At 68.2% G+C, this 13,825-nt stretch carries 8 protein-coding genes and 1 pseudogene; 8 read left to right on the top strand and 1 reads right to left on the bottom strand.

The features are described from left to right. The first annotated feature begins 151 nt into the window (after positions 1-151). Positions 152-1,878, top strand: a pseudogene (locus L3V85_RS05955) (IS1634 family transposase). A 37-nt stretch (positions 1,879-1,915) separates the two neighbouring features. Here the strand turns inward: L3V85_RS05955 and L3V85_RS05960 are convergent. After that, the gene (locus tag L3V85_RS05960) at positions 1,916-4,231 is read right to left on the bottom strand and encodes a TonB-dependent receptor (RefSeq protein WP_237678471.1); all 2,316 of its coding nucleotides are present in this window, start codon (positions 4,229-4,231) and stop codon (positions 1,916-1,918) included. Between the two features lie 300 nt (positions 4,232-4,531). On the opposite strand from L3V85_RS05960, the gene L3V85_RS05965 reads away from it, so the two are divergent. The 7 genes from L3V85_RS05965 (at position 4,532) to L3V85_RS05995 (ending at position 13,655) form a co-directional block, all read left to right on the top strand. Then, the gene (locus L3V85_RS05965; protein WP_237678472.1) at positions 4,532-5,041 is read left to right on the top strand and encodes a sigma-70 family RNA polymerase sigma factor; all 510 of its coding nucleotides are present in this window, start codon (positions 4,532-4,534) and stop codon (positions 5,039-5,041) included. Beyond that, positions 5,031-6,044, top strand: coding sequence for a FecR domain-containing protein (locus L3V85_RS05970; RefSeq protein ID WP_237678473.1), 1,014 nt, complete (start codon positions 5,031-5,033; stop codon positions 6,042-6,044). The genes L3V85_RS05965 and L3V85_RS05970 overlap by 11 nt, the downstream gene beginning before the upstream one ends. A 137-nt stretch (positions 6,045-6,181) precedes the next feature. Next, complete coding sequence (locus L3V85_RS05975) at positions 6,182-8,617, top strand: TonB-dependent siderophore receptor (protein ID WP_237678474.1); 2,436 nt, start codon at positions 6,182-6,184, stop codon at positions 8,615-8,617. Positions 8,618-8,631: 14 nt separating this feature from the next. Next, positions 8,632-9,384, top strand: coding sequence for a DUF4198 domain-containing protein (locus L3V85_RS05980; RefSeq protein WP_237678475.1), 753 nt, complete (start codon positions 8,632-8,634; stop codon positions 9,382-9,384). 119 nt (positions 9,385-9,503) lie between these two features. Beyond that, positions 9,504-10,031 carry a sigma-70 family RNA polymerase sigma factor gene (locus L3V85_RS05985; RefSeq protein WP_237680500.1) on the top strand — a complete coding sequence of 176 codons (528 nt, stop codon included), beginning with the start codon at positions 9,504-9,506 and terminating at the stop codon, positions 10,029-10,031. After that, the gene (locus L3V85_RS05990; RefSeq protein ID WP_237678476.1) at positions 10,028-11,014 is read left to right on the top strand and encodes a FecR domain-containing protein; all 987 of its coding nucleotides are present in this window, start codon (positions 10,028-10,030) and stop codon (positions 11,012-11,014) included. Before L3V85_RS05985 ends, L3V85_RS05990 begins: the two co-directional genes overlap by 4 nt. 109 nt (positions 11,015-11,123) lie before the next feature. Then, the gene (locus tag L3V85_RS05995) at positions 11,124-13,655 is read left to right on the top strand and encodes a TonB-dependent siderophore receptor (protein ID WP_237678477.1); all 2,532 of its coding nucleotides are present in this window, start codon (positions 11,124-11,126) and stop codon (positions 13,653-13,655) included. Positions 13,656-13,825 lie beyond the last annotated feature (170 nt).

Here is a 13,825-nt window from a genome sequence, read left to right on the forward strand (position 1 = left end):
TTCGACACCAAACCGCCGTTTTCCGATGTTTTCGCGGACCGGTGCCATATGAATCAAGCACTTAGCTGAGGCGTTTTGATTTTTATGTAGTGGCAATGTTTTATTGCTGATGTGTTGGCAATTGCCCGTATTTTTTTGCTACACTTCTTCTATGTTCATCAAGCTCACCCGCTCAGGCGGCCACACCTACGCCCAGTTGGTGGAGTCCTTCCGAGACGAACACGGCAAACCCCGCCAGCGCACGCTGGCCACCATCGGGCGGGTGGACGAAACAGATGGACAAGTCGACTCACTGCTGGGCGGTCTGCTTCGCGCCAAGGGTCGCTCACTGAGTGAGACATCCGTTCCCCAGGTGCGTTTTGAATCCGCACTGGCCCTGGGCGATGTCTGGGCGCTGGATCAACTCTGGCACGAGTTGGGTTTCGATGGCTTGGCTGCTGTCTTTCGCCGCGCACGCTTTACCAACCCCATCGAGCATGCCCTGCGGGTGATGGTCTTTAACCGGCTGTGCGACCCCGACTCCAAGCTCGGGGTGCTGCGCTGGCTGCAAACCGTCAGCATGCCGGGTATCGATGCAGAGGCACTCACCCACCAGCAACTGCTGCGCAGCATGGATGCGCTCATGGACCACCAGGACGCGGTGGATGAATGCGTGGCGGGCCTTTGCGCCCGCTGATTGATGAGGATCTGTCGGTGGTGTTCTACGACCTGACCACCATCCGCGCCCAAGGACTGAGCCAGCAAGAGGGTGACGTGCGCCGCTATGGGATGTCCAAGGAAGGCATGGTGGTGCGCCAATTCATGCTCGGCGTGGTGCAAACAGCCGACGGCATGCCTATCTATCACGAGGTGTTTGCGGGCAACACAGCCGAGGCACCGACGTTGGAGCCGACCTTGAAGAAGGTGATGGCGCGTTACCCGCACATCCGCCGCCTGGTGGTGGTGGCTGACCGTGGGCTGCTTTCGCTGGACAACATAGAGGCCTTGTCCGAGTTGCGCTTGTCGGGTGGGGCCAGCGGATCAACCGATCAAGCGCTGGAGTTCATCCTGGCAGTGCCGGGGCGGCGCTATGGCGAGTTCGCAGACATACTGGAGCCGATCAACGCCCGAGCCCGAGCCCGCGCATCAGAGCAAGAAACGACAGAAGAGACTATCGATGAGGCGCAATGGCAGGGTCTTCGTCTGGTGGCGGCCCATAACCCGCAGCAGGCGGCCGAGCAGACTGCCAGTCGTCAGGCGCGCATTGACCAATTGCGCCAGCGCGCCGACCAGCTGGTGGGCAAGCTCGATTCGCAAGATGCAGGCAAGGCACACCGGGGTAGAAAGCTGTCTGATGCGGGTGTGACGGCACGCTTCTTCCATGAGGTGAGCGAGGCGCACCTCAAGCGCATCATCAAGGTCGATTTGCATGCCGATCTGTTCACGTATGACATCGACCAGGCAGCTCTGGCCCGCGCCCAGGCGATGGATGGCAAGCTGCTGCTGGTGACCAACGTGGCGGACTTGACACCCAAAGAGGTGGTGCAGCGCTACAAGGCACTGGCAGACATCGAACGGGGATTTCGGGTGCTGAAGTCGGAGATCGAGATTGCGCCGGTGTTCCACCGCCTGCCCGAGCGCATCAAGGCGCATGCGAGCATTTGCATGCTGGCCCTGATCCTGTACCGCGTGATGCGCCAGCGCCTGAAGATGAGTGGCAGCGATTTGTCACCGGAGGCTGCCCTGGCGGACTTGCGGCGAATTCAGCGCCACCGTGTGAGCATCAACAATGCCGCGCCCATTGCGGGCGTCTCTTCCATCGTCCAACGCCAGACCGATGTGCTGGCCGCACTGAAGATCAAAAAACCCCAGCAAGACACCCAATTGAGCCTGCTGTAGTGGCAGCCGAGAGTCTTGGCCCATACAAATCAAGCACTTAGCGCGGTTGGTGTCGAACTCGGGAGGCCTTGTCGAAGTAGTACTTGTTGGTCAGGTTCTGGACGTTCAGCTGCAGGCTGAGGTTCTTGTTGACCACGTAGCTCACCATCGCGTCGTACTTGATGTACGACGGGATCCACTTCGTGTTGTTGACGTTGCCGTACTGCTTGCCGACGTAGGTGGCGCCGCCGCCGATCGTGAGGCCGGGCATCACGGTATAGGTGGTCCACAGCGTCGCGCTGTCCTTCGGCGTGTTCGGGAACGCGTTGCCGTTGAACGGCGAGGCGATGTACGTCGTGCCCGACAGCGTGTAGCCGTTGTCCGTGATCTTCGCGTTCAGGTGCGTGTAGCCGCCGAACACCTGCCAGTCGCGGGTGATGCTGCCGGCCACGCCGAACTCGATGCCTTCCACGCGCTTCTTGCCGACGTTCTGCGTCGAGCCGTCGGCCGCGGTGGTGCGGGCATTGTTCATGTCGGTGCGGAAGATCGCCGAGGTCAGCACCAGGCGGCGGTCGAGCACTTCCCACTTGGTGCCGAGTTCGATGCTGCGGCTTTCCTGCGGCTTCAGGTTGCGGATGGCCGCGCTGATGCCGTCGGCGCCGTCACCGGCGTCGGTGCCGGGGGGCGTCGACGAGGTGCCGTAGGACACGTAGATGCTGCCGTTGGGCGCCGGCTTGTAGACCGCGCCGACCTGGTAGTTCAGGAACGAGGCCTTGTTCTCCAGCTCGATGCCCGGGACCATGCGGCCGGCGGCCACGGCCACGCTGGTCGAGCCGCTCAGGGCGCTGCTGGGCACCGAGGCCGTGGTCGCGAACGGCGCGATGTAGGCGGGCGTGACCGCGCGGGTCTTGTAGTCGTCCCAGCGCAGGCCGAGGTTCAGCGACCACTGCGGATTGAACTCGATGGTGTCGAAGGCGTAGACCGAGTTGGTGGTGGTCTTGACTTCGGTCACGGCCGGCGAATTGGTGATGGCGCCGGTCCACGGGTCGTACGGCGTCGGGCTGAGCGCCGAGGTGCAGTTGAAGTTGCTGCGGATGCCCGAGCCCACGGCGCAGTTCAGGCCGCTGACGCCCGAGCGCGGGTACGACTCGAAGCCGGTCTTGGCGTCCTGCAGGAACAGGTAGCTGCCCTTGGTGGTGGATTCCTTGCCCAGCTCGATGCCGGTGGTGAAGCTGTGCTTGATGCCGGCGGTCTCGAACTTGCCCGTCAGGCTGGTCTGGTTGACCAGCGATTCGGTGTCCGACACGCGGTTGTTGGGCCGGCGCCAGACGCTGCCGTTGACCAGGAAGTTGCCGCGGCTGTCGTCGGGCTGGGTCCAGATGTAGTCGTTGGTCGAGGTGCTCGAGCGCGTGACGTTGCGCAGCACCAGGCCGCCGCCGAAGTCGTGCTTCACGTCGATGGTGCCGGCGTCGACCTTGGTGCGCTGGTAGTCGCGGCCGACCACGCCGTAGTAGGTGCCGCGCGGCACGGCGATGGGCTGGCCGTCGCCGTTGCGGTTCAGGTACACGCCCGAGGAGAACGGGTTGTTGTAGGGGATGCCCGAGTCGGGCAGGTCGTTGGTCTCGTAGTGGTAGTAGCTCAGCGTGACCTGCGTCGGCGAGTTCATGCCGAAGGTCACGCTCGGCGCCACGCCCCAGCGCTTGACGTTGACCGGGCCGCGCCCTGCGATGTCCGACTTGAAGTTCATCAGGTTCAGACGCGCCGCGACGCTGTCGGAGATCTTGCGGTTGATGTCCAGCGTCTCGCGCTGGTAGGAATCGGTGCCCAGGCCGATGGTGCCGCTGAAGAAGTTCTCCGCTTGCGGCGCCTTGCTGATGATGTTCACCGAGCCGCCGGCCGAGCCGCGGCCGCCGAACGCGGAGCTGGGGCCCTTCACGACCTCGACCGACTCCACGTTGAAGATTTCGCGCGTCTGCGCCGCGCCGTCGCGCACGCCGTCCACGTAGGTGTCGCTCTGCGAGTCGAAGCCGCGGATGAAGGGGCGGTCGCCCACGGGGTTGCCGCCTTCGCCGGCGCCGAAGGTGATGCCGGGCGTGGTGCGCAGGGCGTCGACCAGCGTGGTCGCGCCGGTCTGGCGGATCACTTCCTGCGGGATCACCGTGATCGACTTGGGCGTGTCCAAGAGCGGCGCCGTGAACTTGGGCGAGGCCGATTTCTCGACCTTGTAGTCGGTCGAGGCTTCGACGCGGACTTCGTTGAGCGTGCTCTGGGCATGCGCGGACACCGAGCCGATGGCGACCAGGGTGGCGGTGGTGGCCATGCGGCCAGAAAGGTAACGCGCAGGCGAGTGCTTGCGGCTTTTGACGTAGGTCATATTCCTCCGGGAGTTTTTTGCGAACCGTGTCTCTTCTTGGCCGCCCGGACGAACGCCGGGCTGGCTGTACGCGGGGTTCTCACTGCGGTGGAACATGCGTCACGGCTGTGAGAATAGTAATGACTCGCAATACGATGTAGCCTCGAACTTTACCTTTCGTTCGCAAAATAGGCGGAACTTTGTCGCTCTCATGCGACATCTGGCTGTCACACGGCGATGGCCGATGGTTCTGCTTCTATAACCATCTGCTTACAATGAGAATTATTCGTATCAGGCGCATGAACTGCCTTGCGAGCCCTCATGCCCACCTCCGAAGCCTCCGTTCGCCTCGTGAACACGCTGTACAGCGACCATCACCCGTGGCTGCTGGACATGCTGCGCCGCAAGCTCGGCAACCTGGACAACGCCGCCGACCTGGCGCAGGACACCTTCGTGCGCATCCTGTCGTCCAACGAGGCCGGCCCGCTGCGCGAGCCGCGCGCCTACCTGACCACGGTGGCGAGCCGCATTGCCGCCCAGTACTTCCGCCGGCTGGCGCTGGAGCGCACGTATCTGGAGGCGATCGCCCATCTGCCCGAAGCCAGCGCGCCGTCGCCCGAAACCCGGCTGCTGGTGGTCGAGGCGCTGGCCGCCGTGAGCCGCGTGCTCGACGGCCTGAAGCCGCACGTGCGCGAGATCTTCCTGATGGCGCAGCTCGACGGCCTGACCTATTCGCAGATCGCGCAGCAGCTCGGCGTGACGATCAACGTCGTGCAGAAAGCCATGCTGAAGGCCTACCGCCACTGCTACGACGCCGTCTATGGCGACTGAATCCAGAGACCGGCCGGCCCGCGTGCTGTTCCGGCCCGCGGCCGACGCGCCACGGCCGATCGATTCGGCCGTCGTCGACCAGGCGGTGGCCTGGCTGGTGAAGATCCAGTCCGGCGGCGCCTCGGCGGCCGACAGCGCGGCCTGCGACATCTGGCGCCAGGCGCACCCCGACCACGAGCGCGCCTGGCTGCGCCTGTGCGGACTCGGCCGCGACCTGCGCGAGGGCACGCAGGGCGTGGCGCCGCAGATCGCCCGCTCGGCCCTGCGCGGCGCCGACCGCCAGCAGCGCCGCTGGGCGCTCAAGTCCATCGCGGGGCTCGGGGTCGGCGCCTGGGGTGCCTGGGCGCTGCGCCACGACATCGCCGCGCTCGGCGCCGATCACCGCACCGGCGTGGGCGAACGCCGCGCGGTGGTGCTGTCCGACGGCACCCGGCTCGTGCTCAACACCCGCAGCGCCGTCGACGTGCGCTTCGACGCCTCGGCGCGCACCTTGCGCCTGCTCGGCGGCGAGATCATGGTGACCACCGGCAAGGACCCGGCGCGGCGCCCCTTCATCGTGCTCGGCCGCGACGGCCGCATGGTGCCGGTCGGCACCCGCTTCGTGGTGCGTGCATTCGACGAAGCGGCCAGCGAACTGACCGTGCTCGAAGGCGAGGTCGACCTGAGCGCGGGCGAGCAGTCGCAGGTCACGCGCGTGCCGGCGGGCAGCCGCGTGCGCTTCGGCCCCGCCAGCGTCGGCGCACTGAACCGCGCCGACGAGCGCGCGGCCGCCTGGACCGACGGCACCCTGGTGGTCGAGCGCATGCGGCTGGCCGACTTCCTGGGCGAACTGGGGCGCTACCGCGGCGGCGTGCTGCGCTGCGACCCCGAGGTCGGCGGCCTGCTCGTGAGCGGCGCCTTTCCGCTGGCCGACACCGACGCCGTGCTGGCCATGCTGGAAGAAACGCTGCCCGTGCGGCTGCGTTCCATGAGCCGCTACTGGGTGACGGTCGCGGCGCGATAAGCCCGCCGGCCCGCCTGCGAATTTTTTTCACCGAAACCGGCAGGTTTCCGGATCTCGCGCATCAACGGAAGAAGGCACCGCAAAGACAGGCGGCGCCGTGCCTTTCCATCCGAACGATCACAGAGAGTCTTATCACCATGGCATTCCCCGCACGGCCCGGACGACGTTTCCGGCCTTCTCCATTGGCGCTCGTCGCCCGCGCCAGTTGCCTCGCAGCCGCATTGGCCGCGGGCGCTCCAGCCGCCTGGGCCCAGCAGGGCGCGCCGGTGGCGGGCGCGAGCCGCGCCTATGCCATCGACGCGGGCTCGCTCGACAGCGTGCTGGGCCGCTTCGGCCGCGAGGCGAACGTGATGATCGCCATCGACCCGGCGCTGACGCAGGGCCTGCAAAGCCCCGGCCTGCAGGGCAGCTTCACCGTGCCCGGCGCGCTGGACAAACTGCTCGCGGGCAGCGGACTCGAAGCCGTCGCCGGTGCCGGCGGCGGCTGGCGGCTGCGCCGCGGCGCGGTTGCCACGGGCGCCGAAAGCCGCGCCGGCACTTCGCCGCAGCATGCCGACACGGCCGGCGCCACGCTCGCGCCCGTGGTCGTCAGCGCGCAGCGCGAGAAGCTCTACGACGTGCAGGACGTCAACGCCGGCGCGCTCGGCGTGCGTTCGCTGCAGGACCTGCCGTTCGCCGTGGGCTCCTACACCGTCGACACCATCGAGGCCCAGCGCGCGCGCACCGCGCTCGACGTGCTGCGCAACGATCCGTCGGTCACGCCGACCTCGGGCTTCTCGTCGTTCGACGGCGTGGCCGTGCGCGGCTTTGCCGCCAACTCCTTCAACAACGTGCGGCGCGACGGCCTGCTGGCCAACATCTACAGCGACGTCCCGCTGGAGAACAAGGAGCGCGTCGACGTGCTCAAGGGCCTGTCGGGCTTTCTTTACGGCGTGGGCGAGCCCAGCGGCATCGTCAACTACGTGATCAAGCGGCCCACGCGCGAGCGCTTCGCGAGCGTGACGGCCGAGGTGCGCAGCTATGGCGGGCGCTACGCATCGGTCGACGCGGGCGGCCCGCTGGACGCGACCGGCACAGTGGGCTACCGCTTCAATGCGGCCACCGAGAAGGTCGGCGACTTCACGCACTTCGGCGACCTCAAGCGCGACTTCCTGGCCGGCGCGGTCGACATCAAGATCAACCGCGACGCGCTGCTGCAGCTGGACTTCGACTGGCAGAAGAAGTCGCTGGCCGCCAGCGGCATGATCGGTCCGCGCAACGACGGCACCGTGGTGTCCGCGCGGAGCTTCGACCCGCGCACGCTGGTCGGCCAACCCTGGGGCCAATACAAGACCGACGCCTGGAACATCGGCGCGCGCCTGGACTACACGCTCAACAGCCAGTGGGACCTGACCGCGCAACTGGGCTTCAGCCGCAGCAAGCGCAATGCGCTCTTCTTCAATGCGTCGCAGGTGGCGCCGAACGGCGACGTGCTCAAGGGCAACACGCGCTACGAAGGCGAGCCGTATCCCACCGCCGCCGGCCAGCTGTTCGCGACCGGGCGCTTCAGCACCGGCTCGATCGGGCACGAGGCGGTCATCGGCTACTCGTATTCGCGGCTGGGCTCGCCCGACGGCGACTACCTGCGCTTTCCGCAGTTCATCGGCAACATCTACAGGCCGCTGCCGTACCTCCAGCCGAACCTGCCCGACGACACGCATCTGCCGTCGAGCACCGCGCGCCAGAGCAGCGTGTTCGTGAGCGACACCCTGAGCTTCACGCCCCAGTGGCAACTGCTGCTGGGCGCGCGCTACATCGACTACAGCAGCGACATCGGCAGCAAGTACGACGGCACGCCCAGGTACAGCACGCGCGTCACCGTGCCCACGCTCAGCCTTATGTACAAGCCGAGCGAGCGCACCACCGTCTACGCCACCTACGGCGAAGGCTTCGAGCAGGGCGCCTACGGGCCGAGCTATGCCGACAACGCGCTGCAGAAGCTCGGCCCCATCAAGAGCCGGCAGTACGAGATCGGCGTCAAGAGCCGCGTGCGCGACGGCCTCATGCTCACCGCCGCCGTGTTCGACATGGACAAGCCGCTGCAGGCCGTGACCCCGTCCGACAACATCTTTCGCCAGCAGGGGCGCCAGCGCCATCGCGGCGTGGAGTTCACGGCCAACGGCGAGATCACGCCGCAGCTGAGCGGCATCGCCGGCGTGGCCTGGCTCGACGCCGAACAGCGCGACACCGGCGACGCCGCGCTGGAAGGCCGCCGGCCCAGCAACGTGGCGCGCTTCCAGGCCAACGTGTTCCTCGACTACCGGCTGTCGTCGGTGCCGGGGCTGTCGTTCAACACCGGCATCTACCACGTGGGCAACCGCCCGCTGGACCGCGCCAACACCATGATCGTGCCGGCCTTCACCCGCTGGGACCTGGGCACGGCCTACGCGACGAGGCTGGCGGGCGTGCCATCGGTGATCCGCCTGTCGATCGAGAACGCCGCCAACCGGCGCTACTGGAGCTCGGTCAACTACGGCGGTGTGACGCAGGGCAACCCGCGCATCGTGCGCCTGGCGATGACGATGAACTTCTGATGGCGCAGGCACGCATGACGAACACACCATTCCTCGCAGCCACGCGGCTGGCCCGCGCGGCCTGCCTCCTGCTGCTGGCGGGCCTCGGCGGCGCTCCAGTCTTCGCGCACGGCGTGTGGGTCGCGCAGCGCGCCAGCGAACTGGCGCTGGTGCTCGGCGAAGGCGCGCTCGACGAAAGCTACGAGCCGCGGCAGGTGCGCGAAGTGAAAGCCTTCACGGCGGCCGGCGCGCCCGCGCAGGTCGTGCTGCAGCCGCGCCAGCGCAACCTCGTGGTCGAGCCGGCGGCCGATGCCGCCGTGCTCTCGATGGCGGTGGAAGACGGCTTCTGGTCGCAGGGCGCCGACGGCAAGTGGGTGAGCGGCTCGCGCGCGCAGGTGCCCGATGCGCGCAAGGCCGGCCACTACATGAAGTACGGCACCACGCTGCTCAAGCCCGTGGCCATGCCGTTCAAGCCGCTCGGCGCGGCGCTCGAGATCGTGCCGCTGGCCGATCCGATGGCGCTGCGCCGGGGCCAGCGGCTGCCGATCCGCGTGCTGTCGAACGGGCAGCCCGTGGCGGGGGCCGCGGTGATCGGCGACTTCATCGGCAACGTCGCCGCCCCGCGCGTGAAGACCGACCGCGCCGGGCGCGCGACGGTCGTGCTGGGCAGCGACGGACTCAACGTGCTGGCCGTGTCCCTGGTGAAGCCGCGCGCCGACCGGCGCGAAGCCGACGAAGACGGGCTCGAGGCCACGCTCGCGTTCGCACTGCCGCGCAAGGGCGACTGAGCCCCCACTCCCCCCACTGGAGAAGGGGTGGCAGTAGGGCGAGGCGCGCCCCTGGCGATACAATGAGAAAGATTCTTATTTGTACCCAGAGCCGCGCATTGAACCCCGAACAGGCATCGATGGTTGCCGGCGAACCTGCCTTGCAGCAGCAGGTTCACGCCCTCTACAGCGACCATCACGGGTGGCTTTTCGGCTGGCTGCGCGGCAGGCTGGGCAACAGCTTCGATGCCGCCGACATCGCCCACGACACCTTCATGCGCGTCCTGGTCGGGCTGCGCGCCGATGCCATTCCCACGCTGCGCGAACCGCGCGCCTACCTGACCACCGTCGCCAAGCGGCTGGTGATCAACCACGGCCAGCGCCAGTCTCTGGAGCGCGCCTACCTCGCCTCGCTCGCGCTGCTGCCCGAGGCCACCGTGCCGTCCGTCGAGGAGCGCGCGATCCTGCTGGAGACGCTGCACGAGCTCGATGCCCTGCTCGACGAGTTGCCCGCCCGCGCGCGCACCGCGTTCCTGCTGTCGCAGCTCGAAGGGCTGTCCTACGACGACATCGCCGCCCGGCTGCAGGTCAGCGTGCGCACCGTCACGCGCTACATGGCGCAGGGCTTCGCGCAATGCCTGCGGCTGATGCTGGCGCAGCAGCCATGAGCGCCGGCACCGTCGATCCGCGCCTGGTGGACGAGGCCGCCCAGTGGCTCGCGCGCATGCATGCCGGCCATTTCACCGAGGCCGACGCGCGGCGCTGCGAACAGTGGCGCAACCAGAGCGCCGACCACCAGCGCGTATGGCGCAGCGCCGAACAGCTCAGCCGCAAGTTCGGCGCCGTGCCGCCCGCCGTGGGCATGCCGGTGCTCGACCGCCGGCGCGCCGCCGCCAACCGCCGCGCGCTGCTGCGGACCTTCGCCGTGCTGCTGGGCGCGCCCGCGGCCGCCTGGGTCGGCTATCGCGCGGTGCCCTGGCAGACGCTGGGCGCCGAATACCGCACCGCCACCGGCGAGCGCCGCGACATCGCGCTGGCCGACGGCAGCCGCATCTCGCTCAACACCGCCACCGCCATCGACGTCGTGTTCGACGCCGCCCGGCGCACCGTGCGCCAGCGCGCCGGCGAGATCCTGGTCGACACCGCGCCCGATCCGAACCCCGGCGGCAGCCGCCCCTTCGTCGTCGAGACCTCGGAAGGCCGGCTGCGCGCGCTGGGCACGCGCTTCGTCGTGCGCCGCGACGCCGGAGATACGAGCGGCGGCGAAGGGCGCAGCCAGCTCGAAGTGCTCGCGGGCGCGGTCGAGGTGCGGCCGGCTCGCGCCGCGTCGGCACCCGTCGTCGTGCCCGCCGGCCAGCGCGTGAGCTTCACCGCCGACGCCGTCGGCACGCTGTCCCCCGTCGGCCCGGGTGCCGGCGCCTGGGCGCGCGGCGTGCTGTACGCCGAAGAAATGCCGCTGGGCGAGTTGCTCGCCGAAATCGCCCGCTACCGCAGCGGCGTGCTGCGCTGCGACCCGGCGGTGGCCGGCCTGCGCGTGTCGGGCGCGTTCCAGCTGACCGACACCGACCGCATCCTCTCCGTGCTCGCGCAGACCCTGCCCGTGCGGGTCGATGCGCGCACCCGCTACTGGGTCACCGTCAGCGCCCGTTGAACCGGGCCGTGAAAAAAACCTGCCGGCGCGTGTCCGGTTCCGGCGCCTTGCCTGTCATGTCGATTGAAACCCCTTCCATCGACCCGATTCGCGACAAGGACCACGCGCCATGATTTCCCGGCTTCCTCTTTCTTCCACCCCCCGGCGCAGCCGCACCGCGCGGGCCGTGCAGGGCGCGCTGTGCGCCCTCGGCATGGGTGCGGCGGGGCTCGCGCCGCTGCAGCAGGCACTGGCCGCCGACGCCACCGCCGCGCCTGCCCAAGCGCGCAAGAGCTACAAGGTGCCCGCCGGCCCGCTCGGCCCGGCGCTGCTGGACTTCGCCGGGCAGGCCGGCGTCAACCTGAGCCTGGACTTGGCGAAGACGCGCGGGCTCGGCACGCCCGGCCTGTCCGGTGCCTTCTCGGTCGAGGAAGGCTTCAGCCGCCTGCTGGCCGGCAGCGGCCTGCGCACCCGGCGCCTGGCGGGCGGCGACTTCACGCTCGATGCCGCGCCGGTCCCGGCGCCTGCCCCAACGCCATCTCCCGCGGCATCGGCCACGGAAGCGCCGCACTCCGGCGCCGAACTCGCCGCCGTCACCGTGACCGCGCGCACGCAGAGCGACCTGATGGCCCCCACGCGCCAGGTGACGGTGCTCGAGCGCGAAGAACTCGACAGCCTGCGCCAGGGCTCCGACAGCGTCGCCACGCTGCTGAGCAAGGTCGTGCCGGGCATGGCCGACTCGAGCCACACCATCACCGACTTCGGCCAGACCCTGCGCGGGCGCAACATGCTGGTGCTGGTCGACGGCATCCCGCTCAACACCAACCGCGATTCCTCGCGCAACCTGGCCAACATCAACCCGGCCGATGTCGACCAGATCGAAGTGCTGCGCGGCAGCAGCGCCATCTACGGCAGCGGCGCAGCCGGCGGCATCGTGTCGATCCGCACGCGCCAGCCCAGCGGCGAAGCGCGCGCGGAGACCACCATCACCGGCGTGTCGCCGCTCTCGCGCATCGGTTCCGCCGGGCTGGGCGGGGAAGTGCAGCACTACATCTCGGGCGGCGGCCAGGTCTTCGACTACGCCGTGAGCCTGGGCGCGCGGCGCGTCGGCGGCTCGTACGACGCGCGCGGCGACCGCATCGCGCCCGAGCCCAGCCAGGGCGACCTGTTCGACTCGAACATCTACAGCGCCTCCGCCAAGATCGGCTATCGCATCGACGCCGACCAGCGGCTGCAGTTCTCCGCCAGCCGCTACGACGCGAAGCAGGACACCGACTACGCCCCCGACCCGTCCGTGGCCCGGCTGCCGGCGGGCAGCGTCGCCGCGCGGCCGCTCAAGGGCCTGCAGCTCGACAAGCAGAACCGCGTGACCAACAGCCTGCTCGGCCTCGACTACAGCCACCGCGACATCGCCGGCAGCACGCTGGCCGCGCAGCTCTACTACCGCGACTTCTTCACCCGCTTCGCGCCCTTCGATGCGCGCGGCGTCGTGGCCCGCGGCTCCAACGTCGACCAGGTGATGCAGAACTCGCGCGTGTTCGGCGGCCGCCTCACGGTCAAGACGCCGTTCGGCGCCGACAGGAAGACGCAGCTCACCTGGGGCGCGGACTTCAACCAGGAGCGCACCGACATGCCGCTCGACGTGTTCGAGCCGAAACTCTACGACCTCAGCCGCGGCCTGAGCTTCAGCCGGACCGGCACGCTGATCTTCATGCCGCCCATCACCACGCGCACCCTGGGCGGCTTCGCGCAGCTGCAGCATCGCTTCAACGACAACTGGTCGGTCGAAGGCGGCGCGCGCTACGACAAGGCCAGCGCAAGCTTCGACAGCTTCACGCCGCTCTCGCAACTGCGCGCGCGCAATCCCGCGCAAGTGCCCGGGGGCTCGGTGGACTACGGCGCATGGACCTACAACGCGGGCGTGGTCTACAACCCGACTTCGCGCCACGACATCTACGCCTCTTACAGCCAGGGCTTCGAGCTGCCCGACATCGGCCTGCAGGTGCGCAACGCGACGCCGAGCTTCAACATCCGCGGCTCCGACCTGCAGCCGGTGAAGACCGACACCGTCGAGCTGGGCTGGCGCGGCCGCTTCGACAACGCGGCCGCCAACTTGAGCGTGTTCCAGTCGCAGTCCGCGCTGGGGGCGGTCCAGAGCTCGTTCAACGGCCTGATCATGACGCGCACCAAGGAGCGCATCCACGGCATCGAAGGCGCCATCGACTACGCCGGCGGCAACGACCGCTGGAGCGCGGGCGGCTCCTTCACCTGGATGAAGGGGCGCGAACTGCCGCAGGGCGGCACCCGCTACCAGGACATGTGGGGCTACCGCATTCCGCCGCTCAAGCTCACCGCGTATGTCGAATACAAGCCGCGCGGCACATGGAGCCACCGCCTGCAGATGACTTCTTACGCGTCGAAGGACTACCGGCTCGGCGGCGTCGACGGCTTCGGGCGCCGCGACACCAGCGGCTACACCACGGTCGACCTCGTCAGCCGCTGGAAGATCGACGAGAAGAACAACCTCGTGCTGGGCATCGAGAACCTGTTCAACCGCCGCTACTTCCCGCTCTACAGCCAGCTCCTGCGCAACAGCAACAACACCAGCCGCCTGCCGGCCGCGGGCGCGGTGCTGAAGGTGAGCTATACGCACCGCTGGTAGGAATTTCAGGGCGCTATTGCGCTCGCCGAATTGAAAAGCCGGATGCCTCGAATGGCTCCGGCTTTTTTATTTTCAAAATGCGACTGGTGCGATTTCCCATGGAATTCGTTGATTTGGCTCGTTGCCGAACATGCGGCCGGGCTTAATGTTTATTACAAAAACGCTCGAAA

The organism is Variovorax paradoxus (assembly GCF_022009635.1).
In the GTDB taxonomy this organism is placed as follows: domain Bacteria; phylum Pseudomonadota; class Gammaproteobacteria; order Burkholderiales; family Burkholderiaceae_C; genus Variovorax.